Consider the following 24,356-nt stretch of genomic DNA (forward strand, 5'->3'; position numbering starts at 1 on the left):
CTTGACTATCCTATCATGTTTTCTAAGGTCTGTCAAGAAAACCATTTTCATGTTATGATAAAGTAAAAAAATTCGCAAAAACGCTTGACTCTGACCTAAGGGGAGGGGTTATACTATCATTGTAAGGAGGAAATCATGTACCATATAAAAGAAGCTGCGCAGCTTTCGGGAGTCTCTGTCAAGACCCTGCACCACTACGATAAGATAGGACTCTTAGTTCCTTTAAAGTCGGGAAACGGCTATCGAACCTACAGTCAGGAGGATTTGGAGCGACTTCAGGTCATTCTTTACTACAAATATCTAGGCTTTTCTTTAGAAAAAATAGCAGAGCTATTAAAGGAAGAAAGGACAGATTTATTGCCTCATTTGACTAGGCAGTTGGACTATTTGACTCAAGAAAGGGAACATCTGGATACCTTGATTTCAACCTTGCAGAAAACCATTCAAGAACAAAAAGGAGAAAGAGAAATGAGCATTGAGGAAAAATTCACTGGATTTAACTACCAAGACCATCAAAAATACCACCAAGAGGCGGTAGAGAAATATGGACAAGAAGTCATGGATCAAGCGCTGGAGCGCCAGAAAGGTCACGAAGACGAGGCTACTACTGCCTTCAACCAAGTTTTTCAAGCCTTGGCACAAAATCTTCAAGCTGGTCTACCGATAACAGCGTCTGAAAACCAAGAAGAAGCAGACAAACTCTTGCAAGCCATCCGTACTTATGGATTTGACTGCTCTATCGAGGTCTTTGGTTATATTGGAAAAGGCTACGTCTATAACCCAGAATTTAAGGAAAACATTGACAAATTTGGACCTGGAACAGCCCAGTACACATCAGATGTCATTGCTCACTATGTCCAAACTCAGACAAAATAAAATCGGAGGAGTGATCTTCCGATTTTTACTAAATTCAAGCACTACTTGCTTAATAATTTTTCTACTACATTTAGTTTTCGCATGGTCAAATCTACATTAAAAAGCTTTTCAAGATAGTTGGTATGGAGTTTCTTTTGTTTTGCAGTTCTAGGGAGATAGAGGTAAAGACAATGGTTACCGATACAAATTTCTTCTTCACCGTAATCAATTTTCAATTTTTCCAAAGGGAGACTTTGAATAGATTCTTGATAAAAAATCACGTGTATACGGTCATAAAGATAGTGTTCTTCAAACGGGTTTTCTTGGACAATGTTTTCAAAATCATCCTTATTCTTAATGATTATTTTGAGATTGGCTCCAATCTTTTCCTTTATTAGAGTATGAACCTGTTCTCGTATTTCTTCGAGAGCTAAGTTACTTTCAAGAATAATATTTCCACTTTGAATATAGGTTCGAACTTGTTGAAAACCAGCTTCTGTCAAGATATCTACTAGATAAGACATTTTAGGGATAGCATTTTTTCCATTAGGAGTAACTCCCCTTAACAAGATAATATGTTCCAAAGGGCTTCCTTTCTTTTGGGGTAGATTGTTCCATTGAGTAATGTATATTTAGATTAGATTTGATCCCGCAACCCAGCCAGTACAGAGGGCAGAAGTGATGTTAAAGCCACCTGTGTGGGCGTTGATATCCATGACCTCGCCAGCAAAGTGGAGGCCAGGTACCAGCTTACTTTCCAGAGTTTTAGGGTTGATTTCCTTAAGACTGACGCCACCTTTGGTGACAAAGGACTTGGCGAGGGACATTTTACCAGTTACAGGAATTTTAAGTCCTTTAATGGACTGGACAAGTTGCTCTCGTTCCTTTTCAGTAAGCTGTTTGACTTTTTCTGGATAGCCTTGTACAAAAAATTCTGCCAAGCGTTCTGGAAGCAAAGTTTTTAAGGCATTTTTTAGAGCTTTTTCTCGATTTTCTTCTAGGAATACCGCCAAGTCCTTTTCAGAAAGTTGAGGCAAAACATCTAGCGAGAGAACCTCCCCACCCTTGACAAAACTGGACATACGCAGAGCAGCAGGGCCAGACAAACCAAAGTGGGTAAAGAGCAGATCGTGAGTGATAACATGCTTGCCATAATTTAGGGTCACATCATCCAATGAAATTCCCTGCAAGGCCTTGTGTGGAAAATCTGTCAACAAAGGACTTTCAGCGGCTTCAAGTTCGGTAATGGTATGTTTGAAATGGCGGGCAATCTCGTGACCAAAACCAGTTGAACCAGTAGAAGGATAGGATTTACCACCTGTTGTGACAATGAGTTTCTCACAAGTGAAGACTTGGTTAGCTGACTTAAGGACAAACTGGTCGCCGATTTTTTTAACCGAAACAATTTCTGTTTGAGTAGCAACTTGACCACCTAGCTCAGTGATTTTCTTTTCTAAGGCCTCGATAATGGTACGAGACTTGTCACTAGCCGGAAAGACGCGTCCGTGGTCTTCGACCTTAAGTTTAACACCATTTTCTGTAAAAAAGTTAATGATATCATGATTATCAAATTGGGAGAAGACACTGTAAAGAAAGCGCCCATTTCCAGGGATTCCAGCTAGTAGGTCATCTAGAGTTCCGTTGTTGGTTACATTGCAACGTCCCCCACCAGTCCCAGTTAATTTTTTTCCAAGTTTCCGATTTTTTTCGATGAGGAGGGTTTTCTGTCCATAAAAGCTACTGGAAATCGTAGCCATCATGCCAGCAGGACCTCCACCGATGACAATAGTATCAAAATGTTTCATAGCTCTATTGTACCACAAAAAAACAAGAGATGATGGTCACCTCTTGTCAAGAATGCAATTAATCAATTTCATATCCCATCAGCAAACCACCATCTTCTGCATAAAAACTGCAGAGACCAGAGGTTGGGAGAATTTTAATATCCGCCTGTGGGAAATTTTCACGGATTCGCTCTGAAAGCTGTTGGCAACATTTCTCGTTATTGCGTTGAGCCATGACAATACGACCACCAGCATATCCTGCTTTTATCAACTCTTCATAGGCTGCCTGAATCGATTTCTTTGGTCCTCTTGCTTTTTGTAGCAATTCGAGGGTTCCGGTTTCACTAGCTTCTCCAACCATACGGATGTTGAGAAGGCCAACGACTGTACCGATAAGCTTGCTCAAACGGCCGTTCTTCACCAAGTTATCGACTTTGGCTAGGACAAAAAGTAACTTGGTTTTTTCTTGATAGGCAGTGATAGCTTTAACCACTTCTTCAAAAGATAAGCCCTGGTCAATCAAGTCATTTAATTTTTCTACAAGCAAGTCAACTTCACCGCCAGCAGACAAACTATCAATCACATGAATCTTAGTATCAGGATGGTCTTCTAGATAAATATTCTTAGCTAGTTGAGCACTATTGTGGCTGCCAGAAAGAGTACCAGTGATGGTTACCAGGAAAATGTTTTTGGATCCTTCAAATGCTCGCAAATAATCATCTGGGCTTGGACAAGCTGATTTTGAAGCTTCTGCAGTTGCATACATGGTTTCCATCATTTGGTCAATGTCAAGACTGGCATCATCAACAAAGACCTGATCAGCTACTTGAATGGTTAAGGGGACACTTACAAAGGTCGTGTCAATAGCTGGTGTTGCCATCTGACGATAATCACAACCAGAGTCAGCAATAATCTTCCAAGTCATAGAAATTCTCCATCTTTGTCAGTTATACATTGACAAAGGTTCTGTCTTTTTTTACAATTATATCATGAAAGCCCTTGAAACAAAAGCCTCATCCGTCTGTTGTGACAAGTAGAAAGAAAATGTTATGTCTGAACGTAGAATCTCTGAAAAGTCTCTTGAAAATCTCAGAAAATCAAATCAAGAATCCAATTTATTAACTAGAGAAGCCATCGAAACAGCCCTCTTGCAACTCTTGGAAAAAAAGGACTTGACCAAGATTAGTATTTCTGAATTGGTCAAACGTGCAGGCGTTTCTCGTGCGGCCTTTTATCGTAATTATGATTCCAAAGAGGAGATTTTAGAAAGCGTATTTAAACGAACTGTCCACAATATTATGGAACAGTTGCATCATTATGATTTAAAGACAGATCTTTATCTGGTCTGGGTTCACCTTTTCCGAGAGGCAAGAAAAGAAGCCAGAGTGATTCAACTGGCCTTGGATTACCATCTGGAAAAAATCTTTGTCCAAGCCATGCAGGAATTTCTAGAAAAATACCATGGAAAATCAAAAGGTGTCAGCTCTTATCTTCATTCCTTTTGGAGTTCAGCCATCGTCTCTGTCCTCCTAAAATGGATCAAGGATGGCATGAAGGTACCAGCTGAAAAGATAGCGGATTTAGGTTTACCATTTTTTAAAAAATAGAGAAATAGGAGAAAAGAGATGATTGAAAAAAGACTAGCATGGGATGAGTATTTTGCAGCCCAAGCCCTACTAATTGCTAATCGTTCCACTTGTAAACGCGCTAAAGTGGGTGCAATTCTGGTTAAGGATAATAAGGTGATTTCCACTGGTTACAATGGTTCGGTGTCAGGTACCGAGCATTGTATTGATCACGAATGTCTGGTCATCGAAGGCCACTGTGTTCGCACCCTTCACGCTGAGGTCAATGCTATCCTTCAAGGTGCAGAACGTGGTGTTCCTAAAGGCTTTACAGCCTATGTGACGCATTTCCCTTGTCTGAACTGTACAAAACAATTGCTGCAGGTTGGTTGCAAGCGCGTGGTTTATATCAACCAGTACCGAATGGATGACTATGCCCAATACCTCTATCAAGAAAAGGGAACAGAATTGACTCATTTACCACTTGAGACAGTACAGGCCGCTCTTAAAGAGGCTGATCTAATGTAAAAATTATCAAAAATAAATGGTTTAGAAAGATTTTTAAACCGTTTTTTGGTATAATAAGAAGAATAAATTGAAAGAAGGAACTCCAAAAATGGGAAAAATTGAAGTTATTAATCACCCACTGATTCAACACAAATTGTCAATCTTGCGTCGTACAGATACTTCTACAAAAGCTTTTCGTGAGCTAGTAGATGAGATTGCAATGTTGATGGGGTATGAAGTACTTCGTGATCTTCCACTAGAAGATGTGGAAATCGAAACACCAATTACAAAAACAGTTCAAAAACAATTGGCAGGTAAGAAATTGGCCATCGTTCCAATCTTGCGTGCAGGTATCGGGATGGTTGATGGTCTCTTGAGCTTGGTTCCAGCTGCTAAAGTTGGTCACATCGGTATGTACCGTGATGAAGAAACACTTCAACCAGTTGAATACTTGGTGAAATTGCCTGAGGACATTAACCAACGTCAAATTTTTGTAGTAGACCCAATGTTGGCAACAGGTGGGTCAGCGATCTTGGCTGTTGACTCGCTTAAAAAACGTGGCGCATCAAATATCAAATTTGTCTGCCTTGTATCTGCTCCAGAAGGTGTAAAAGCCCTTCAAGAAGCTCATCCAGATGTAGAAATCTTTACAGCAGCTTTGGATGAACGCTTGAACGAACACGGTTATATCGTTCCAGGCCTTGGAGATGCTGGGGACCGCTTGTTCGGTACGAAATAAGATCGAAAAGAAGACTGACTTGGAAAAGAATTTCCTGTCGTGAAAGGGGGTTGAATTTTTGTTTCTGTCTAATGAAAACAGAGCAAAAATTTGACCTTTTTTGACCTAGATATTATAATGGTCTTATCTTCAGTCATTTGACCAACAAAATTAAAATTCAAAAGGAGAAATAAATGATTCCTGTAGTTATTGAACAAACAAGCCGTGGAGAACGTTCCTACGATATTTACTCACGTCTTCTAAAAGACCGCATCATCATGCTGACAGGTCCAGTTGAAGATAATATGGCTAACTCTGTTATTGCCCAGTTGCTTTTCTTGGATGCCCAAGATAGTACAAAGGATATTTACCTTTATGTCAATACACCTGGTGGTTCCGTTTCAGCTGGTTTGGCAATCGTTGATACCATGAACTTTATCAAGGCAGATGTCCAAACCATCGTTATGGGAATGGCTGCATCTATGGGTACAGTCATCGCATCAAGTGGAGCAAAAGGCAAACGTTTCATGCTTCCAAATGCTGAATACATGATTCACCAACCAATGGGTGGTACAGGTGGTGGTACTCAACAAACCGATATGGCGATCGCTGCAGAACACTTGCTTAAAACTCGTAACACCTTGGAAAAAATCTTGGCTGAAAATTCAGGTCAGTCAATCGAAAAAGTTCACGCAGATGCAGAACGCGATAACTGGATGAGTGCTCAAGAAACGCTTGAATATGGCTTTATTGATGAAATCATGGCCAACAATTCATTGAATTAATGATGATAGAAGGCAAACTCGACTGGGTTTGCTTTTTTTGGTATAATAGGGAGAGATTTCTTAGAAAGAGGATTTATCATGTTTGAAAAAGTCAATCGATCTGGCTTGATTATCTATCTTTACTATAATCGTGATGCCAAAAAATTGCAGGATTATGGAGATATTACCTATCATTCCAAGAAACATCGTTACTTACAACTCTATGTTCCAACTCAAGAAGTGGAGCAATTGGTCGGGCGCTTGGGCAAGGAAAAGTTTATCAAAAAAGTCAGAGTTTGTCATATCCAAGAGCTGGAAACACCCTTTGTGGGCAATCTTTATCGAGAGGAAAACGTTATCAGATAAAAATTTAAAGAAAAGTGTTGACAATTTTCTGATAATTCGGTATATTCTTAACATGCTATTTATTTAAGAAATAAGGAGACAAAAAAGATGAAGAAAAAATTTGCCCTATCGTTTGTGGCGCTTGCAAGTGTAGCACTTCTTGCAGCCTGTGGAGAAGTGAAGTCTGGAGCAGTCAACACTGCTGGTAACTCAGTAGAGGAAAAGACAATCAAAATCGGATTTAACTTTGAGGAAACTGGTGCTGTAGCAGCCTACGGTACATCTGAACAAAAAGGTGCCCAACTTGCCGTTGATGAAATCAATGCAGCAGGTGGTATCGATGGAAAACAAATTGAAGTAGTCGATAAAGATAATAAGTCTGAAACAGCTGAGGCGGCTTCAGTAACAACTAACCTTGTAACCCAATCTAAAGTATCAGCAATCGTAGGACCTGCGACATCTGGTGCAACTGCAGCTGCGGTAGCGAACGCTACAAAAGCAGGTGTTCCATTGATTTCGCCAAGTGCGACTCAAGATGGATTGACTAAAGGTCAAGATTACCTCTTTATCGGAACTTTCCAAGATAGCTTCCAAGGAAAAATTATCTCAAACTATGTTTCTGATAAATTGCAAGCTAAGAAAGTTGTCCTTTACACTGACAATGCCAGCGACTATGCTAAAGGTATTGCCAAAGCCTTCCGTGAAGCTTACAAAGGTGAAATCGTTGCAGATGAAACTTTCGTAGCGGGTGACACAGACTTCCAAGCAGCCCTTACAAAAATCAAAGGGAAAGACTTTGATGCTATCGTTGTTCCTGGTTACTACACTGAAGCTGGTAAAATTGTAAACCAAGCGCGTGGTATGGGAATTGACAAACCAATCGTTGGTGGTGATGGATTAAACGGTGAGGAGTTTGTACAACAAGCAACTGCTGAAAAAGCATCAAACATCTACTTTATCTCAGGCTTCTCAACTACTGTAGAAGTTTCAGCTAAAGCTAAAGCCTTCCTTGACGCTTACCGTGCTAAGTACAATGAAGAACCTTCAACATTTGCAGCCTTGGCTTATGACTCAGTTCACCTTGTAGCAAACGCAGCAAAAGGTGCTAAAAACTCTGGTGAAATCAAGGATAACCTTGCTAAAACAAAAGATTTTGAAGGTGTAACTGGTCAAACAAGCTTCGATGCAGACCACAACACAGTCAAAACTGCTTACATGATGACCATGAATAATGGTAAGGTTGAAGCAGCAGAAGTTGTAAAACCATAATAGAAAAATGTTGAAATAGGGAATGAGCCTCGGACTCACTCCCTGTTTCGATGTTTAAGAACCTATCAAAAAGTGAGGGAAAACCCTCGGAATTATAAATAGAAAGAGTGAATCTTATGCTCCAACAACTAGTAAATGGTTTGATTCTAGGTAGTGTTTACGCGCTGTTAGCCCTAGGGTATACCATGGTTTACGGAATTATCAAGCTCATCAACTTTGCCCACGGTGATATTTATATGATGGGAGCCTTTATCGGTTATTTCTTGATTAATTCTTTCCAAATGAATTTCTTTGTAGCGCTTATTGTAGCTATGCTAGCGACAGCTATTCTTGGTGTCGTGATTGAGTTCCTTGCTTACCGACCTTTGCGCCACTCTACGCGTATTGCTGTTTTGATTACAGCTATTGGGGTTTCATTCCTATTGGAGTATGGAATGGTCTATCTGGTTGGTGCCAATACCCGTGCCTTCCCTCAAGCGATTCAAACAGTTCGCTATGATTTGGGACCAGTTAGCCTAACAAACGTGCAGTTAATGATCTTGGCTATTTCCTTGATTTTGATGATTTTGTTACAAGTCATTGTCCAAAAAACAAAGATGGGGAAAGCCATGCGTGCTGTATCTGTAGATAGCGATGCGGCGCAATTGATGGGGATCAATGTGAACCGTACTATCAGCTTTACCTTTGCTTTGGGTTCAGCTCTTGCGGGTGCGGCTGGTGTTCTGATTGCCCTTTATTATAACTCTCTTGAGCCTTTGATGGGGGTTACTCCAGGTCTTAAATCTTTCGTTGCCGCGGTACTTGGTGGTATCGGAATCATTCCTGGTGCGGCTCTTGGTGGATTTGTAATTGGTCTATTGGAAACCTTTGCGACAGCCTTTGGGATGTCAGACTTCCGTGATGCCATTGTTTATGGAATCTTATTGTTGATCTTGATTGTCCGCCCAGCTGGTATCCTTGGTAAAAATGTGAAAGAGAAGGTGTAAACGATGAAGGAAAATTTAAAAGTTAATATTCTATGGTTACTCCTTTTGTTAGCTGGTTATGGCTTGATTAGTGTACTGGTTTCAGTTGGAGTACTCAATCTATTCTATGTACAGATTTTACAACAAATCGGAATTAATATTATTCTGGCTGTTGGCCTCAACTTAATCGTTGGTTTTTCAGGCCAATTTTCACTTGGTCATGCTGGTTTCATGGCGATTGGTGCCTATGCAGCAGCTATTATTGGTGCTAAATCACCAACCTACGGTGCCTTCTTTGGAGCCATGCTGATAGGTGCTTTGCTTTCAGGGACAGTTGCCTTGCTTGTCGGAATTCCAACCTTACGCTTGAAGGGGGACTATCTTGCGGTAGCGACTCTTGGTGTTTCTGAAATTATCCGTATCTTTATCATCAATGGCGGAAGCCTTACAAATGGTGCGGCAGGTATCTTGGGAATTCCTAACTTTACAACTTGGCAAATGGTTTACTTCTTTGTCGTGATTACAACCATTGCAACCTTGAACTTCTTGCGTAGTCCAATTGGTCGTTCAACCCTATCCGTTCGTGAAGATGAAATCGCTGCAGAGTCAGTCGGTGTTAATACAACTAAAATTAAAATCATCGCTTTTGTCTTTGGTGCCATTACTGCGAGTATTGCAGGGTCACTTCAGGCAGGATTTATCGGTTCAGTTGTACCGAAAGATTACACTTTTATCAACTCAATCAACGTTTTGATCATTGTTGTATTTGGTGGACTTGGTTCAATTACAGGTGCCATTGTTTCAGCTATTGTCCTTGGAATTTTGAATATGCTTCTCCAAGATGTTGCTAGTGTGCGTATGATTATTTACGCTTTGGCTTTGGTATTGGTAATGATTTTCAGACCAGGTGGACTCCTTGGAACATGGGAATTGAGCCTATCACGTTTCTTTAAAAAATCTAAGAAGGAGGAACAAAACTAATGGCATTACTTGAAGTAAAACAGTTAACCAAACATTTTGGCGGTCTAACAGCTGTTGGAGATGTGACTCTTGAATTGAACGAAGGGGAACTGGTTGGACTAATCGGTCCAAACGGAGCTGGTAAAACCACTCTTTTCAACCTTTTGACCGGTGTTTATGAACCAAGCGAGGGAACAGTAACCCTAGATGGTCACCTTTTGAATGGGAAGTCACCTTATAAGATTGCTTCTTTGGGACTTGGACGTACATTCCAAAATATCCGTCTCTTTAAAGATTTAACAGTTTTGGATAATGTTTTGATTGCTTTTGGCAACCATCACAAACAACATGTTTTTGCTAGTTTCTTACGCTTACCAGCTTTTTACAAGAGTGAAAAAGAATTAAAGGCTAAGGCTTTGGAATTGTTGAAAATCTTTGATTTAGATGGTGATGCAGAGACTCTTGCTAAAAATCTTGCCTACGGACAACAACGTCGTTTGGAAATTGTTCGTGCCCTCGCTACGGAACCTAAAATTCTCTTCTTAGATGAACCAGCGGCAGGTATGAACCCACAAGAAACAGCCGAATTGACTGAGTTAATTCGTCGTATCAAAGATGAATTTAAGATTACGATCATGCTGATTGAACACGATATGAATCTGGTCATGGAAGTAACAGAACGCATCTATGTACTTGAATACGGTCGTTTGATTGCTCAAGGAACTCCAGACGAAATTAAGACTAATAAACGCGTTATCGAAGCTTATCTAGGAGGTGAAGCCTAATGTCTATGTTAAAAGTTGATAATCTTTCTGTGCATTACGGTATGATCCAAGCAGTCCGTGATGTAAGCTTTGAAGTGAATGAAGGAGAAGTAGTTTCCCTTATCGGTGCCAATGGTGCAGGTAAGACAACCATTCTCCGTACCTTGTCTGGTTTGGTTCGACCAAGTTCAGGAAAGATTGAATTTTTAGGTCAAGAAATCCAAAAAATGCCAGCTCAGAAAATCGTGGCAGGTGGTCTTTCACAAGTACCAGAAGGACGCCACGTCTTTCCTGGCTTGACTGTTATGGAAAATCTTGAAATGGGAGCTTTCTTAAAGAAAAATCGTGAAGAAAATCAAGCTAATTTGAAGAAAGTTTTCTCACGCTTTCCTCGTCTTGAAGAACGGAAGAACCAAGATGCAGCTACTCTTTCAGGAGGAGAACAACAAATGCTTGCCATGGGACGCGCCCTCATGTCAACACCAAAACTTCTTCTTTTAGATGAACCATCAATGGGACTTGCCCCAATCTTTATCCAAGAGATTTTTGATATCATTCAAGATATTCAGAAGCAAGGAACAACCGTCCTCTTGATTGAACAAAATGCTAATAAAGCACTCGCAATCTCTGACCGAGGCTATGTATTGGAAACAGGAAAAATCGTCCTATCAGGAACAGGAAAAGAACTTGCCTCATCAGAAGAAGTCAGAAAAGCATATCTAGGTGGCTAAAAAGGTCCGGGGGACCTTTTTAGTCGGCAGATAGAGATTGCGAAGCAATCATCAGAATCCAGTGGATTGTTTTAGTCGGCGGATGAAGATTGCGAAGCAATTATTTTATCCAGCATATTTAGATTGCGAAGCAATTCTCATCTACACTGGAAGGTTAGCTTCTGATTCTTGAAATAAAATCGAATGAAACGTTTCTTACTTTCATTCAGGGAGCTCGATTTCAGAGCTCTTTTTGCTAGCTTATTCATACTTTTCTGAATTTTGAAAAAGAAATGTAAGCGTTTGATAGATTTACAAAAAGATTGTATAATAGGGATAAGAATAGAAAAGGAGAAGTCTCATGGCAGTTAAAGATTTTATGACCCGCAAGGTAGTTTATATTAGTCCAGATACAACAGTATCTCATGCAGCAGATTTAATGAGAGAGCAAGGATTGCACCGCTTGCCTGTTATCGAAAATGATCAATTGGTTGGTTTGGTGACAGAGGGAACAATTGCCCAAGCTAGTCCATCCAAGGCAACAAGTCTTTCTATCTATGAGATGAACTATCTTCTGAATAAGACAAAAGTAAAAGATGTCATGATTCGTGACGTTGTCACTGTTTCAGGCTATGCGAGTCTAGAAGATGCAACTTATCTGATGTTGAAAAACAAGATTGGTATTCTTCCTGTCGTAGATAATCATCAAGTATACGGAGTTATTACGGACCGTGACGTTTTCCAAGCCTTTCTTGAAATTGCTGGTTATGGTGAAGAAGGAATTCGTGTGCGCTTTGTTACAGAAGATGAAGTTGGCGTTCTTGGTAAGATTGTTTCTCTAATCGTTGAAGAAAATTTGAATATCTCTCATACAGTCAATATTCCGCGTAAGGATGGTAAGGTGATTATCGAAGTTCAAATCGATGGATCAATTGATTTACCAGCCTTGAAAGAAAAATTTGAAGCAAATGGTATTCAAGTGGAAGAAATCACTCGCACTTCAGCAAAAGTCTTGTAAAAAGGGAAGCCCAAAGGCTTCTTTTTTCATAAAAAAGGGATTATAGCAAAAGATGGAAAGAAATGATAAAATATGCTATAATGAAATGATGTAAAAAAGGAGTATTTATGGACATTTCAGTAATCCGTCAGAAAATTGACACAAATCGTGAAAAATTAGCTTCTTTCAGGGGGTCTCTTTGACCTAGAGGGGCTAGAGGAAGAGATTGCTATCTTGGAAAACAAGATGACAGAACCTGATTTTTGGAATGATAATATTGCGGCCCAAAAAACGTCGCAAGAATTAAATGAATTAAAAAACACCTATAATACCTTCCATAAGATGGAAGAGTTGCAGGATGAAGTTGAAATTTTATTGGACTTTTTAGCAGAAGACGAGTCGGTTCAAGAAGAACTGGTAGCGCAGTTAGCCGAACTTGATAAGATGATGACCAGCTATGAGATGACTCTACTCTTGTCAGAACCTTATGACCACAACAATGCCATCATGGAAATCCATCCAGGTTCTGGTGGTACTGAGGCGCAGGACTGGGGCGATATGTTGCTTCGTATGTATACTCGTTATGGTAATGCTAAAGGCTTTAAAGTGGAAGTATTGGATTACCAAGCAGGAGATGAAGCTGGTATCAAGTCAGTAACTTTATCATTTGAAGGGCCTAATGCCTATGGCCTTCTCAAGTCAGAAATGGGTGTTCATCGTTTGGTCCGTATTTCACCATTTGACTCTGCTAAACGTCGCCATACCTCTTTCACATCTGTAGAAGTGATGCCAGAGTTGGACGATACTATTGAAGTGGAAATCCGTGAAGATGACATCAAGATGGATACCTTCCGTTCAGGTGGTGCCGGTGGACAAAACGTCAATAAGGTTTCAACAGGTGTACGTTTAACCCACATTCCAACTGGAATTGTTGTCCAATCAACAGTGGATCGTACCCAGTATGGAAATAGAGATCGAGCTATGAAGATGTTGCAGGCTAAGCTCTATCAAATGGAGCAAGAGAAGAAGGCTGCGGAGGTAGATTCTCTCAAGGGTGAGAAAAAAGAAATCACATGGGGAAGCCAAATCCGTTCTTATGTCTTCACACCTTATACTATGGTAAAAGATCACCGAACTAGCTTTGAGGTTGCTCAGGTAGATAAGGTTATGGATGGTGACCTAGATGGTTTTATCGATGCCTATCTCAAGTGGCGAATTAGCTAAGATAGAAAGGAACTCACATGTCAATCATTGAAATGAGAGATGTCGTCAAAAAATACGACAACGGAACGACTGCTCTACGCGGTGTTTCGGTCAGCGTTCAACCGGGGGAATTTGCTTACATCGTAGGACCTTCAGGAGCAGGGAAGTCAACCTTTATTCGTTCTCTGTATCGTGAAGTAAAAATCGATAAGGGAAGCCTATCAGTTGCTGGTTTTAATCTGGTTAAGATCAAAAAGAAAGATGTCCCGCTTCTACGTCGTAGTGTTGGGGTTGTCTTCCAGGATTATAAACTATTGCCAAAGAAAACTGTTTATGAGAATATTGCATACGCTATGGAAGTAATCGGTGAAAATCGCCGTAATATCAAAAAACGTGTGATGGAAGTTTTAGACTTGGTTGGATTGAAGCACAAGGTTCGTTCTTTCCCAAATGAGCTCTCAGGTGGAGAGCAACAGCGGATTGCGATTGCACGTGCCATTGTAAATAATCCCAAAGTATTGATAGCCGATGAACCAACAGGAAACCTGGATCCGGATAATTCATGGGAAATTATGAATCTCTTGGAACGGATTAACCTACAAGGGACAACTATTCTAATGGCGACTCATAATAGCCAGATTGTAAATACCTTGCGCCACCGTGTCATTGCCATTGAAAATGGTCGTGTCGTTCGTGACGAATCAAAAGGAGAGTATGGATACGATGATTAGTAGATTTTTTCGCCATTTATTTGAAGCCTTAAAAAGTTTGAAACGAAATGGTTGGATGACAGTAGCTGCTGTCAGTTCAGTCATGATTACTTTGACCTTGGTGGCAATATTTGCTTCTGTTATTTTCAATACAGCGAAACTAGCTACAGATATTGAAAATAATGTCCGTGTAGTAGTTTATATCCGAAAGGATGTGGAAGATAACAGTCAGACAATTGAAAAAGAAGGTCAAACTGTTACAAATAATGACTACCACAAGGTATATGATTCTTTGAAGAACATGTCTACGGTTAAGAGTGTTACCTTTTCAAGTAAAGAAGAACAATATGAAAAATTAACCGAGACAATGGGAGATAACTGGAAAATCTTCGAAGGGGATGCCAACCCCCTCTATGATGCCTATATCGTTGATACAAATACGCCAAGTGATGTAAAAACTGTAGCCGAAGATGCTAAAAAAATTGAAGGTGTGTCTGAGGTTCAGGATGGTGGTGCCAATACAGAACGCCTATTCCAACTAGCATCATTTATCCGTGTTTGGGGATTAGTTATTGCAGGACTTTTGATTTTCATTGCAGTTTTCTTGATTTCAAATACCATTCGTATTACCATTATTTCTCGCAGTCGTGAAATTCAAATCATGCGCTTGGTTGGTGCTAAGAACAGTTATATCCGTGGACCTTTCTTACTTGAAGGTGCCTTCATTGGTTTGCTTGGAGCAACTGCGCCATCAGTGTTGGTCTTTATTGTTTATCGAATGGTTTACCAAACTGTCAACAAATCGTTGGTCGGACAAAATCTGTCTATGATCGCGCCAGAGGTATTTACTCCTCTGATGATTGCTCTATTATTTGTGATTGGGATTTTCATTGGTTCACTGGGATCAGGAATATCCATGCGCCGATTCTTGAAGATTTAGGTAAAATAATTACTTTTATGAGGAGGTTGTAAAATCTCCTTTTTTGCTACAAAAATTTTAGAAAAGGGACTTCTAATACTCAATGGAAATCAAAGAGCAAACTAGGTAGCTAGCCATAGGATGCTCAAAATACTGTTTTGAGGTTATAGATAAGACTGACGAAGTCAGTCACATATATACGGTAAGGCGACGCTGACGTGGTTTGAAGAGATTTTCGAAGAGTATAAAGAAGTCGCTCAGAGAAGGCTTCTTGATGGCTAACTTGAACTTGAAATTTAGCACCTAGAAAATTTTTGAAAAAAGAGGATTTTTTTGAATAAAAGCCTTTACAAAAAAAATTAAAGTGGTATAATTAAATCATAAAAGGTGCAAACGTTTTCGTAAAACGTTTGCCTAAATAAAAATAAAGGAGATTTGAATGATGAAAGATACATTCAAAAATGTCTTGTCTTTCGAATTTTGGCAAAAATTCGGTAAGGCTTTGATGGTGGTTATCGCGGTTATGCCGGCTGCTGGTTTGATGATTTCAATCGGTAAGTCTATCGTGATGATTAACCCAACCTTTGCCCCACTCGTTATTACTGGTGGTGTACTAGAGCAAATCGGTTGGGGAGTTATCGTTAACCTTCATATCTTGTTCGCCCTCGCTATTGGAGGAAGCTGGGCTAAAGAACGCGCTGGTGGTGCTTTCGCCGCTGGTCTTGCCTTCATCTTGATTAACCGTATCACTGGTACAATCTTTGGTGTATCAGGCGATATGTTGAAAAATCCAGATGCTATGGTTTCAACACTATTGGGTGGGCAAATCAAAGTTGCTGATTACTTCATTAGTGTTATGGAAGCCCCAGCATTGAACATGGGTGTCTTCGTAGGGATTATTTCTGGTTTTATTGGAGCAACTGCTTACAATAAATACTATAACTTCCGTAAGCTTCCTGATGCACTTTCATTCTTTAACGGAAAACGTTTTGTACCGTTTGTAGTTATTCTTCGTTCAATAATTGCTGCAATTGTACTTTCAGCTTTCTGGCCACTTGTGCAAACTGGTATCAATAGCTTTGGTATCTGGATTGCTAACTCACAAGAAACTGCTCCAATCCTTGCACCATTCTTGTATGGTACATTGGAACGTTTGCTCTTGCCATTTGGTCTTCACCACATGTTGACTATCCCAATGAACTACACAGCTCTTGGTGGTACTTATGAGGTCTTAACTGGTGCAGCAAAAGGTAGCCAAGTATTTGGTCAAGATCCACTTTGGCTTGCATGGGTAACAGACCTTGTAAACCTTAAAGGTACTGATGCTAGTCAATACCAACACTTGTTAGATACTGTTCACCCAGCTCGTTTCAAAGTTGGACAAATGATTGGTTCATTCGGTATCTTGATGGGTGTGGTTGTGGCTATCTACCGTAATGTTGATGCTGACAAGAAACATAAATACAAAGGTATGATGATTGCGACAGCTCTTGCAACATTCTTGACAGGGGTTACTGAACCAATCGAATACATGTTCATGTTCGTCGCAACACCTATGTATCTTGTTTACTCACTTGTTCAAGGTGCTGCCTTTGCTATGGCTGACGTCGTAAACCTACGTATGCACTCATTCGGTTCAATCGAGTTCTTGACTCGTACACCTATTGCAATCAGTGCTGGTATCGGTATGGATATCGTTAACTTCGTTTGGGTAACTGTTCTCTTTGCTGTAATCATGTACTTTATCGCAAACTTCATGATTCAAAAATTCAACTACGCAACTCCAGGGCGTAACGGAAACTACGAAACTGCTGAAGGTTCAGAAGAATCTAGCAGCGAAGTGAAAGTTGCAGCAGGCTCTCAAGCTGTAAATATTATCAACCTTCTTGGTGGACGTGCAAACATCGTTGATGTTGACGCATGTATGACTCGTCTTCGTGTAACTGTTAAGGATGCAGATAAAGTAGGAAATGCAGAGCAATGGAAAGCAGAAGGAGCTATGGGTCTTGTCATGAAAGGACAAGGGGTTCAAGCTATCTACGGTCCAAAAGCTGATGTATTGAAATCTGATATTCAAGATATCCTTGATTCAGGTGAAATCATTCCTGAAACTCTTCCAAGCCAAATGACAGAAGCACAACAAAACACTGTTCACTTCAAAGGTCTTACTGAGGAAGTTTACTCAGTAGCAGACGGTCAAGTTGTTGCTTTGGAACAAGTAAAAGATCCAGTATTTGCTCAAAAAATGATGGGTGATGGATTTGCAGTAGAACCTGCAAATGGAAACATTGTATCTCCAGTTTCAGGTACTGTATCAAGCATCTTCCCAACAAAACATGCTCTTGGTATTGTGACTGAAGCAGGTCTTGAAGTATTGGTTCACATTGGTTTGGACACAGTAAGTCTTGAAGGTAAACCATTTACAGTTCATGTTGCTGAAGGACAAAAAGTTGTAGCAGGAGATCTCCTTGTCACAGCTGACTTGGATGCTATCCTTGCAGCAGGACGTGAAACTTCAACAGTAGTTGTCTTCACAAATGCTGAAGCTATTAAATCAGTTAAATTAGAACAAACAGGTTCTCTTGCAGCTAAAACAGCAGTTGCTAAAGTAGAATTGTAATATACTTGAGGTTGGAAGCTGTATTCCAACCTCTTATTTTGGGAGAAAAGCATGAAATTTTTAACACTCAATACTCACAGTTGGATGGAGAAAGAAGCAGAGGAAAAATTCCAGATTTTGCTTGAGGATATTCTTGAAAAGGACTATGATTTGATTTGTTTCCAAGAAATCAATCAGGAGATCACCTCTCCAGAGGTGGAGGTTAATGATCTCTATCAAGCTTTGCCAGCAGCTGAGCCTATTCACCAAGATCACTATGTTAGACTTTTGGTTGAAAAGTTGTCTGAGCAAGGGAAAAATTACTACTGGACTTGGGCCTATAACCATATCGGTTATGATCGCTACCATGAAGGTGTAGCTATCTTGTCTAAAACACCTATTGAAGCCAGAGAAATTTTGGTTTCAGATGTGGATGATCCAACAGACTATCATACTCGTCGCGTTGCCTTGGCTGAAACTGTAGTTGATGGTAAGGAGCTTGCAGTTGCAAGTGTCCACCTTTCTTGGTGGGATAAAGGTTTCCAAGAAGAATGGGCACGATTTGAGGCTGTCTTGAAAGAATTGAACAAGCCGCTTTTGCTAGCTGGAGATTTCAACAACCCAGCCGGTCAGGAAGGTTACCAAGCTATTTTATCTAGTCCATTAGGATTAGAAGATGCCTTTGAAGTTGCTCAAGAGAAAAGCGGTAGCTATACCGTTCCACCAGAAATTGATGGCTGGAAAGGGAACACTGAACCCCTTCGAATCGATTATGTCTTTACTACCAAAGAGTTAGCGGTGGAAAATTTACATGTCGTATTTGATGGTAACAAGAGTCCACAAGTGAGTGATCACTATGGCTTGAATGCTATTTTAAACTGGAAATAATAACTGATACTCTTCGAAAATCAAATTCAAACTACGTCAACGTCGCCTTGCCGTACTCAAGTACAGCCTGCGGCTAGTTTCCTAGTTTGCTCTTTAATTTTCATTGAGTATGAAAAGAGGTTGGGATTATAAAATTCCAGCCTTTTTCTGATTAGAAAAGCTACTGGAAATAGCCTAATACTCTTCGAAAATCAAATTCAAACCACGTCAGCTTCACCTTGCCGTACTCAAGTACAGCCTGCGGCTAGCTTCCTAGTTTGCTCTTTGATTTTCATTGAGTATAAATAAGTGAGGCTACTGAAATGGAATAAAATGTGGTATAATTGATAGGATAGATAGAATCGAGGATAGTATGTCATTTACGAAATTTCAATTTAAAAACTATATTAGAGAAGCCTTGGAGGAGTTGAAATTTATAACTCCAACAGAGGTACAAGATAAGTTGATTCCCATTGTCTTGGCAGGTCGTGACCTAGTCGGTGAATCAAAAACAGGTTCAGGTAAGACTCACACTTTCTTGTTACCGATTTTCCAGCAACTAGATGAAGCTAGCGATAGTGTACAAGCAGTGATTACTGCACCGAGTCGTGAGTTGGCTACTCAAATTTACCAAGCAGCCCGTCAGATTGCTGCCCACTCAGAAGTGGAAGTTCGTGTAGTTAATTATGTGGGTGGTACGGATAAGGCTCGCCAGATTGAGAAATTGGCAAGCAACCAGCCTCATATTGTCATCGGAACGCCAGGCCGTATCTACGACTTGGTTAAATCTGGTGATTTAGCTATTCATAAAGCCAAGACATTTGTTGTTGATGAAGCAGACATGACCTTGGATATGGGATTCTTGGAAACTGTTGATAAGATTGCTGGAAACCTTCCAAAAGACCTGCAATTCATGGTCTTCTCAGCGACTATTCCACAAAAATTGCAACCATTCTTGAAAAAATATTTGTCAAATCCTGTCATGGAGAAAATCAAGACCAAAACGGTCATTTCTGATACCATTGATAATTGGTTGATTTCTACTAAGGGACGTGACAAGAATGCTCAAATTTACCAGTTGACTCAGTTGATGCAACCCTATTTGGCAATGATTTTTGTTAACACTAAAACGCGTGCTGATGAATTACATTCATATCTGACTACTCAAGGCTTGAAGGTGGCAAAAATCCATGGAGATATTGCCCCTCGTGAACGTAAGCGAATCATGAATCAGGTGAAAAATCTGGATTTTGAGTACATTGTCGCAACAGACTTGGCAGCGCGTGGAATTGATATTGAAGGTGTCAGTCATGTCATCAATGATGCCATTCCGCAAGATTTATCCTTCTTCGTGCACCGTGTTGGTCGTACTGGACGAAACGGCCTGCCAGGTACTGCTATTACCCTTTACCAGCCAAGTAATGACTCGGATATCCGTGAGTTGGAGAAATTAGGAATTAAGTTTACTCCTAAGATGGTCAAAGACGGGGAATTTCAAGATACTTATGACCGTGATCGTCGTGCCAACCGTGAGAAAAAACAAGATAAACTTGATATCGAAATGATTGGTTTGGTTAAAAAGAAAAAGAAAAAAGTCAAACCGGGTTATAAGAAGAAAATTCAATGGGCGGTTGATGAAAAGCGCCGCAAAACCAAGCGTGCTGAAAATCGCGCTCGCGGTCGTGCAGAGCGTAAAGCTAAACGCCAAACATTTTAATAGAAATTGTTGGAGTACTGAACTCCAACTTTTTGCTTTATGAGAACGAACTATCTAAACCGAAACACTACATTAAAGACTGCAAATTGTGTTGAAAAATGGTATAATGATAAAGTTATATAGTCCCGATAAGATGGTAGGTATTTCTATTTTTTCTTGCGAGTCGCAACTCGCAAAGAATGACGGCTCCAAAGTAGTCGCTCGTCATTCTACGGTTGCCGCTATAATGCGGTCACCCTATGCGCCTTACTAGTTTCAGAAATAAAAAAGTATTGTTTTTATTTCTTTCGCGTCGCAACTCGTAGATGATAGGGATTTCTATCAGTACTTTGTAACTCTATAACACTATTTTTAAGGGGGGACATTTTTATGTCAGAACGTAAATTATTCACGTCTGAGTCTGTATCTGAGGGGCATCCAGATAAGATTGCAGACCAAATTTCAGATGCGATTTTGGATGCTATTTTAGAACAGGATCCAGAGGCGCACGTTGCTGCTGAGACAGCTGTATACACTGGATCTGTCCACGTTTTTGGTGAAATTTCTACAAATGCCTATGTAGATATTAACCGTGTGGTTCGTGATACCATTGCAGAGATTGGCTATACCAATACCGAGTATGGTTTTTCTGCTGAGACTGTAGGAGTACACCCATCTTTGGTGGAACAATCTCCTGACATTGCCCAAGGTGTTAACGAAGCCTTGGAGGTCCGTGGAAATGTTAATCAAGACCCACTTGACTTAATTGGTGCTGGAGACCAAGGGCTCATGTTTGGATTTGCAGTGGATGAAACAGAAGAGCTCATGCCGTTGCCAATTTCACTCAGTCATAAATTGGTTCGTCGTCTGGCAGAACTTCGCAAGTCTGGGGAAATCAGCTATCTTCGCCCAGATGCTAAATCACAAGTTACAGTTGAGTATGATGAAAATGACCGTCCAGTACGTGTGGACACAGTCGTTATTTCAACTCAGCACGATCCAGAAGTCAGCAACGAACAAATTCACAATGATGTCATTAGCAAGGTTATCAAAGAGGTTATTCCAGCCTCTTACTTGGATGAGCAAACAAAATTCTTCATCAATCCTACTGGTCGTTTTGTAATCGGTGGGCCTCAAGGGGACTCAGGCTTGACTGGTCGTAAGATTATCGTGGATACCTATGGTGGCTACTCTCGTCACGGTGGTGGTGCTTTCTCTGGTAAAGATGCGACTAAGGTGGACCGTTCTGCGTCATATGCGGCTCGCTATATTGCAAAGAATATCGTTGCAGCAGGCCTTGCTAAGAAAGCAGAAGTGCAGTTGGCCTACGCTATCGGTGTTGCGCAACCTGTTTCTGTTCGTATCGATACCTTTGGTACAGGAACAGTAGCTGAAAGCAAGCTTGAAAAAGCGGCTCGTCAAATCTTTGACCTTCGTCCTGCAGGAATTATTCAAATGTTGGATCTTAAACGTCCAATCTACCGTCAAACAGCGGCTTATGGACACATGGGACGTACAGATATTGACCTTCCATGGGAACGTTTGGACAAGGTAGATGCTTTAAAAGAAGCAGTCAAATAAATAAATTGAAGAAAGAGGGAACCCCCTCTTTTTTATAGTTTTTAACTATACTGGGATACTGTTCTGAAAATCCATTTTGCGAAAGTAGAGATTTATATGTATTTCTTTAAAAATGATAAAGGTTGAGATTTCTCCTCGTAATAGATAATCATGGGGATATTTCAATCCAAAGTTTTATTCGTTATCACTTGACTATTGCAAGGTTTTCTAGAGCAACAGAGTCATGGAATGGACTCATGGTTGAGATTTCTCCTTGTTGCTTGGACTTCATTCAAAAGTCTGTGACCTAAGCCTTGTTCAAACTTCCAATACACTAGCTGTTTCCATAGCATGACTTCTGCACTAGACTTTCTTTTCCGAATAAATAGATAGAACCATAGAATCTAGTAAACCTAGAATTAAAACTGTGGTATAATATTAGCAATAAAAGGAATCTGGAGGATTAGAATCATGGTATCAACGAAAACACAAATTGCTGGTTTTGAGTTTGATAATTGCTTGATGAATGCAGCAGGTGTGGCTTGTATGACGATAGAGGAGCTGGAAGGGGTTAAAAGCTCAGTGGCAGGAACCTTTGTCACTAAGACAGCGACCTTGGACTTCCGTCAGGGGAATCCTGAGCCACGCTATCAAGATGTTCCACTTGGTTCTATCAACTCTATGGGCTTGCCAAATAATGGCTTAGACTATTATTTGGACTATCTTTTGGACTTGCAGGAAAAAGAGCCGAACCGAACTTTCTTCTTATCTCTGGTCGGTATGTCTCCAGAGGAAACCCATACTATCCTGAAAAAAGTCCAAGAGAGTGATTTTCGTGGCTTGATTGAGCTAAACCTCTCCTGTCCAAATGTTCCAGGTAAACCTCAGATTGCCTATGATTTTGAGACAACAGACCGGATTTTGGCAGAAGTATTTGACTACTTTACAAAACCTCTTGGAATTAAATTGCCACCATATTTTGATATTGTTCACTTTGACCAAGCGGCAGCTATTTTCAATAAGTATCCTCTTAAGTTTGTCAACTGTGTTAACTCTATCGGAAACGGCCTTTATATAGAAGATGAGTCTGTCGTTATTCGTCCTAAAAATGGCTTTGGTGGGATTGGTGGAGAGTATATTAAGCCGACTGCGCTAGCCAATGTTCATGCCTTTTATCAACGCTTAAACCCTCAAATCCAAATCATCGGAACAGGTGGAGTTCTGACTGGTCGTGATGCCTTTGAACACATCCTCTGTGGAGCAAGTATGGTGCAGGTGGGAACCACCCTTCACAAAGAAGGCGTCAGTGCTTTTGACCGCATTACCAATGAACTGAAAGCAATCATGTCGGAAAAAGGGTACGAAAGCCTAGAAGATTTCCGTGGGAAATTGCGCTATATTGATTAAATGAACTAAAAAGTTAGAAGAAAGGAGAGAAGATGCTAGCCATTGAAGAAAGTCAGAAGTTGACTTTAGCAAATTTACCGAGTCTGAGCCTATTTACAGGGACAGATCAGGGCCAGTTTGAAGTTATGAAGAGTCAAGTATTGAAACAGCTTGGCTATGATTCCGCTGACCTTAACTTTGCTTACTTTGATATGAAAGAAGTAGCTTACAAGGATGTGGAACTGGAGTTGGTTAGCCTTCCTTTCTTTGCGGATGAGAAAATCGTGATATTGGATCATTTTGTCGATATTACGACTGCTAAAAAGCGCTTTTTGACAGATGATGAACTCAAGTCATTTGAGGAATACCTTGATAACCCTTCGCCAACAACCAAGTTGTTGATCTTTGCGGAAGGAAAGCTAGATAGTAAAAGACGGTTGGTTAAATTACTTAAGCGTGATGCCAAGGTCTTCGATGCAGTAGAAGCCAAAGAACAAGAATTGCGCCAGTATTTCCAAAAGTGGAGCCGGAAACAAGGTCTGCAGTTTGCCAATCATTCTTTTGAAAATCTTCTCATCAAGTCGGGGCTTCAATTTAGCGAAATTCAGAAAAATCTCCTCTTTTTACAGTCCTATAAGGCAGATTCTGTTATCGAAGAAGAGGATATTGTCAACGCTATTCCCAAGACCTTGCAGGACAATATTTTTGATTTAACTCAGTTTATTCTGACTAAAAAGATGGACCAGGCGCGCGATTTGGTTAGAGACTTGACCTTACAAGGTGAAGATGAAATCAAGTTGATTGCCGTTATGCTAGGACAATTTCGGACTTTTACTCAGGTGAAGATTTTGGCGGAATCTGGCCAAACAGAATCGCAGATTGCAAGTAGTTTAGGTAGTTATCTGGGACGCAATCCCAATCCCTATCAAATCAAGTTTGCGTTGAGGGATTCACGAGGACTTTCCTTGAGCTTTTTGAAGCAAGCTATTTCTTATTTGATTGAGACAGACTATCAGATTAAGACAGGTCTTTATGAAAAAGGTTTCCTTTTTGAAAAGGCACTCCTACAGATTGCTAGTCAAGTCAATTGACATTTTTTTGAAACTAAAACCCGTGTCAAGATTATCTTGTCATGGGTTTCTTGCTGATTTGCTTATTTTATACTCAATGAAAATTAAAGAGCAAACTAGGAAACTAGCCGCAGGTTGCTCAA

Annotated in this window: 24 protein-coding genes; 21 read left to right on the plus strand and 3 right to left on the minus strand. The window is 40.3% G+C overall.

Features of this window, described 5'->3' with window-relative positions:
• The first annotated feature begins 135 nt into the window (after window positions 1-135).
• A complete protein-coding gene (locus tag HT696_RS04250) occupies window positions 136-876 on the plus strand; it encodes a MerR family transcriptional regulator (RefSeq protein ID WP_173233705.1) in 741 nt (246 codons plus the stop codon).
• A gap of 41 nt (window positions 877-917) precedes the next feature.
• Here HT696_RS04250 and HT696_RS04255 read toward each other — a convergent pair whose 3' ends face one another.
• The 3 genes from HT696_RS04255 to HT696_RS04265 are packed head-to-tail and all read right to left on the minus strand — an operon-like array spanning window position 918 to window position 3,564.
• A complete protein-coding gene (locus HT696_RS04255; protein ID WP_173233707.1) occupies window positions 918-1,439 on the minus strand; it encodes a DUF1697 domain-containing protein in 522 nt (173 codons plus the stop codon).
• A gap of 48 nt (window positions 1,440-1,487) precedes the next feature.
• A complete protein-coding gene (locus HT696_RS04260; RefSeq protein WP_173283366.1) occupies window positions 1,488-2,660 on the minus strand; it encodes an NAD(P)/FAD-dependent oxidoreductase in 1,173 nt (390 codons plus the stop codon).
• Between the two features lie 58 nt (window positions 2,661-2,718).
• The gene (locus HT696_RS04265; protein WP_173283367.1) at window positions 2,719-3,564 is read right to left on the minus strand and encodes a DegV family protein; all 846 of its coding nucleotides are present in this window, start codon (window positions 3,562-3,564) and stop codon (window positions 2,719-2,721) included.
• A gap of 124 nt (window positions 3,565-3,688) precedes the next feature.
• Between HT696_RS04265 and HT696_RS04270 the strand changes: the two genes are divergently transcribed.
• The 20 genes from HT696_RS04270 (at window position 3,689) to holA (ending at window position 24,234) form a co-directional block, all read left to right on the plus strand.
• Window positions 3,689-4,246 (plus strand): TetR/AcrR family transcriptional regulator, encoded by a 558-nt coding sequence (locus HT696_RS04270; protein WP_000004135.1) that lies wholly within the window; start codon window positions 3,689-3,691, stop codon window positions 4,244-4,246.
• An 18-nt stretch (window positions 4,247-4,264) separates the two neighbouring features.
• Window positions 4,265-4,732 (plus strand): cytidine/deoxycytidylate deaminase family protein, encoded by a 468-nt coding sequence (locus tag HT696_RS04275; protein ID WP_173283368.1) that lies wholly within the window; start codon window positions 4,265-4,267, stop codon window positions 4,730-4,732.
• Between the two features lie 88 nt (window positions 4,733-4,820).
• Window positions 4,821-5,450 carry a uracil phosphoribosyltransferase gene (gene upp, locus HT696_RS04280; RefSeq protein WP_000515975.1) on the plus strand — a complete coding sequence of 210 codons (630 nt, stop codon included), beginning with the start codon at window positions 4,821-4,823 and terminating at the stop codon, window positions 5,448-5,450.
• A 173-nt stretch (window positions 5,451-5,623) separates the two neighbouring features.
• Window positions 5,624-6,214 (plus strand): ATP-dependent Clp protease proteolytic subunit ClpP, encoded by a 591-nt coding sequence (clpP, locus tag HT696_RS04285; protein ID WP_000613475.1) that lies wholly within the window; start codon window positions 5,624-5,626, stop codon window positions 6,212-6,214.
• A gap of 78 nt (window positions 6,215-6,292) precedes the next feature.
• The gene (locus HT696_RS04290; protein ID WP_057487258.1) at window positions 6,293-6,559 is read left to right on the plus strand and encodes a YlbG family protein; all 267 of its coding nucleotides are present in this window, start codon (window positions 6,293-6,295) and stop codon (window positions 6,557-6,559) included.
• Window positions 6,560-6,646: 87 nt separating this feature from the next.
• Complete coding sequence (locus HT696_RS04295) at window positions 6,647-7,807, plus strand: ABC transporter substrate-binding protein (RefSeq protein WP_173283068.1); 1,161 nt, start codon at window positions 6,647-6,649, stop codon at window positions 7,805-7,807.
• A gap of 116 nt (window positions 7,808-7,923) precedes the next feature.
• Complete coding sequence (locus HT696_RS04300) at window positions 7,924-8,793, plus strand: branched-chain amino acid ABC transporter permease (RefSeq protein WP_000941427.1); 870 nt, start codon at window positions 7,924-7,926, stop codon at window positions 8,791-8,793.
• Window positions 8,794-8,796: 3 nt separating this feature from the next.
• Complete coding sequence (locus tag HT696_RS04305; RefSeq protein ID WP_173283067.1) at window positions 8,797-9,753, plus strand: branched-chain amino acid ABC transporter permease; 957 nt, start codon at window positions 8,797-8,799, stop codon at window positions 9,751-9,753.
• Window positions 9,753-10,517 (plus strand): ABC transporter ATP-binding protein, encoded by a 765-nt coding sequence (locus HT696_RS04310; RefSeq protein ID WP_001185997.1) that lies wholly within the window; start codon window positions 9,753-9,755, stop codon window positions 10,515-10,517. The genes HT696_RS04305 and HT696_RS04310 overlap by 1 nt, the downstream gene beginning before the upstream one ends.
• Entirely contained in the window at window positions 10,517-11,227 is a 711-nt protein-coding gene (locus HT696_RS04315) for an ABC transporter ATP-binding protein (RefSeq protein ID WP_000062200.1), read from the plus strand. Before HT696_RS04310 ends, HT696_RS04315 begins: the two co-directional genes overlap by 1 nt.
• 340 nt (window positions 11,228-11,567) lie before the next feature.
• Window positions 11,568-12,224: a CBS domain-containing protein gene (locus tag HT696_RS04320; RefSeq protein ID WP_000268665.1), complete on the plus strand. Its 657-nt coding sequence runs from the start codon at window positions 11,568-11,570 to the stop codon at window positions 12,222-12,224.
• Between the two features lie 107 nt (window positions 12,225-12,331).
• Window positions 12,332-13,427 (plus strand): peptide chain release factor 2 gene (gene prfB, locus HT696_RS04325; protein WP_173283369.1). Its coding sequence is split into 2 segments (ribosomal slippage): window positions 12,332-12,403 and window positions 12,405-13,427, totalling 1,095 coding nucleotides; the frame shifts between segments, so codons are not numbered across the junction.
• A gap of 17 nt (window positions 13,428-13,444) precedes the next feature.
• On the plus strand, window positions 13,445-14,137 hold the full coding sequence (gene ftsE, locus HT696_RS04330) for a cell division ATP-binding protein FtsE (RefSeq protein ID WP_000022265.1): 693 nt from the start codon (window positions 13,445-13,447) through the stop codon (window positions 14,135-14,137).
• Window positions 14,130-15,056: a permease-like cell division protein FtsX gene (gene ftsX, locus HT696_RS04335; RefSeq protein WP_173283069.1), complete on the plus strand. Its 927-nt coding sequence runs from the start codon at window positions 14,130-14,132 to the stop codon at window positions 15,054-15,056. Before ftsE ends, ftsX begins: the two co-directional genes overlap by 8 nt.
• A 418-nt stretch (window positions 15,057-15,474) precedes the next feature.
• Complete coding sequence (locus HT696_RS04340; RefSeq protein ID WP_173283064.1) at window positions 15,475-17,655, plus strand: PTS transporter subunit IIBC; 2,181 nt, start codon at window positions 15,475-15,477, stop codon at window positions 17,653-17,655.
• 51 nt (window positions 17,656-17,706) lie between these two features.
• The gene (locus tag HT696_RS04345) at window positions 17,707-18,522 is read left to right on the plus strand and encodes an endonuclease/exonuclease/phosphatase family protein (protein WP_173283062.1); all 816 of its coding nucleotides are present in this window, start codon (window positions 17,707-17,709) and stop codon (window positions 18,520-18,522) included.
• Window positions 18,523-18,874: 352 nt separating this feature from the next.
• On the plus strand, window positions 18,875-20,218 hold the full coding sequence (locus HT696_RS04350) for a DEAD/DEAH box helicase (RefSeq protein WP_173283291.1): 1,344 nt from the start codon (window positions 18,875-18,877) through the stop codon (window positions 20,216-20,218).
• A 369-nt stretch (window positions 20,219-20,587) separates the two neighbouring features.
• Window positions 20,588-21,778 carry a methionine adenosyltransferase gene (gene metK, locus HT696_RS04355; protein WP_173283293.1) on the plus strand — a complete coding sequence of 397 codons (1,191 nt, stop codon included), beginning with the start codon at window positions 20,588-20,590 and terminating at the stop codon, window positions 21,776-21,778.
• 450 nt (window positions 21,779-22,228) lie between these two features.
• Window positions 22,229-23,164: a dihydroorotate oxidase gene (locus HT696_RS04360; RefSeq protein WP_173283295.1), complete on the plus strand. Its 936-nt coding sequence runs from the start codon at window positions 22,229-22,231 to the stop codon at window positions 23,162-23,164.
• 32 nt (window positions 23,165-23,196) lie between these two features.
• The gene (gene holA, locus HT696_RS04365) at window positions 23,197-24,234 is read left to right on the plus strand and encodes a DNA polymerase III subunit delta (RefSeq protein WP_173283297.1); all 1,038 of its coding nucleotides are present in this window, start codon (window positions 23,197-23,199) and stop codon (window positions 24,232-24,234) included.
• Window positions 24,235-24,356: the final 122 nt, after the last annotated feature.

The organism is Streptococcus sp. 9903 (genome assembly GCF_013276625.1).
In the GTDB taxonomy this organism is placed as follows: domain Bacteria; phylum Bacillota; class Bacilli; order Lactobacillales; family Streptococcaceae; genus Streptococcus.

What these genes read in the sequence shown, in the direction of transcription:
- ftsX (WP_173283069.1), top strand. Translation starts at nt 14,130, where the DNA reads ATGATTAGTAGATTTTTTCGCCATTTATTTGAAGCCTTAAAAAGTTTG.
- HT696_RS04300 (WP_000941427.1), top strand. Translation starts at nt 7,924, where the DNA reads ATGCTCCAACAACTAGTAAATGGTTTGATTCTAGGTAGTGTTTACGCG.
- holA (WP_173283297.1), top strand. Translation starts at nt 23,197, where the DNA reads ATGCTAGCCATTGAAGAAAGTCAGAAGTTGACTTTAGCAAATTTACCG.
- HT696_RS04275 (WP_173283368.1), top strand. Translation starts at nt 4,265, where the DNA reads ATGATTGAAAAAAGACTAGCATGGGATGAGTATTTTGCAGCCCAAGCC.
- HT696_RS04350 (WP_173283291.1), top strand. Translation starts at nt 18,875, where the DNA reads ATGTCATTTACGAAATTTCAATTTAAAAACTATATTAGAGAAGCCTTG.
- HT696_RS04360 (WP_173283295.1), top strand. Translation starts at nt 22,229, where the DNA reads ATGGTATCAACGAAAACACAAATTGCTGGTTTTGAGTTTGATAATTGC.
- clpP (WP_000613475.1), top strand. Translation starts at nt 5,624, where the DNA reads ATGATTCCTGTAGTTATTGAACAAACAAGCCGTGGAGAACGTTCCTAC.
- HT696_RS04295 (WP_173283068.1), top strand. Translation starts at nt 6,647, where the DNA reads ATGAAGAAAAAATTTGCCCTATCGTTTGTGGCGCTTGCAAGTGTAGCA.
- HT696_RS04340 (WP_173283064.1), top strand. Translation starts at nt 15,475, where the DNA reads ATGATGAAAGATACATTCAAAAATGTCTTGTCTTTCGAATTTTGGCAA.
- HT696_RS04305 (WP_173283067.1), top strand. Translation starts at nt 8,797, where the DNA reads ATGAAGGAAAATTTAAAAGTTAATATTCTATGGTTACTCCTTTTGTTA.
- HT696_RS04290 (WP_057487258.1), top strand. Translation starts at nt 6,293, where the DNA reads ATGTTTGAAAAAGTCAATCGATCTGGCTTGATTATCTATCTTTACTAT.
- HT696_RS04250 (WP_173233705.1), top strand. Translation starts at nt 136, where the DNA reads ATGTACCATATAAAAGAAGCTGCGCAGCTTTCGGGAGTCTCTGTCAAG.
- HT696_RS04315 (WP_000062200.1), top strand. Translation starts at nt 10,517, where the DNA reads ATGTCTATGTTAAAAGTTGATAATCTTTCTGTGCATTACGGTATGATC.
- HT696_RS04265 (WP_173283367.1), bottom strand. Translation starts at nt 3,564, where the DNA reads ATGACTTGGAAGATTATTGCTGACTCTGGTTGTGATTATCGTCAGATG.
- metK (WP_173283293.1), top strand. Translation starts at nt 20,588, where the DNA reads ATGTCAGAACGTAAATTATTCACGTCTGAGTCTGTATCTGAGGGGCAT.
- HT696_RS04270 (WP_000004135.1), top strand. Translation starts at nt 3,689, where the DNA reads ATGTCTGAACGTAGAATCTCTGAAAAGTCTCTTGAAAATCTCAGAAAA.
- ftsE (WP_000022265.1), top strand. Translation starts at nt 13,445, where the DNA reads ATGTCAATCATTGAAATGAGAGATGTCGTCAAAAAATACGACAACGGA.
- HT696_RS04260 (WP_173283366.1), bottom strand. Translation starts at nt 2,660, where the DNA reads ATGAAACATTTTGATACTATTGTCATCGGTGGAGGTCCTGCTGGCATG.
- HT696_RS04310 (WP_001185997.1), top strand. Translation starts at nt 9,753, where the DNA reads ATGGCATTACTTGAAGTAAAACAGTTAACCAAACATTTTGGCGGTCTA.
- HT696_RS04320 (WP_000268665.1), top strand. Translation starts at nt 11,568, where the DNA reads ATGGCAGTTAAAGATTTTATGACCCGCAAGGTAGTTTATATTAGTCCA.
- upp (WP_000515975.1), top strand. Translation starts at nt 4,821, where the DNA reads ATGGGAAAAATTGAAGTTATTAATCACCCACTGATTCAACACAAATTG.
- HT696_RS04345 (WP_173283062.1), top strand. Translation starts at nt 17,707, where the DNA reads ATGAAATTTTTAACACTCAATACTCACAGTTGGATGGAGAAAGAAGCA.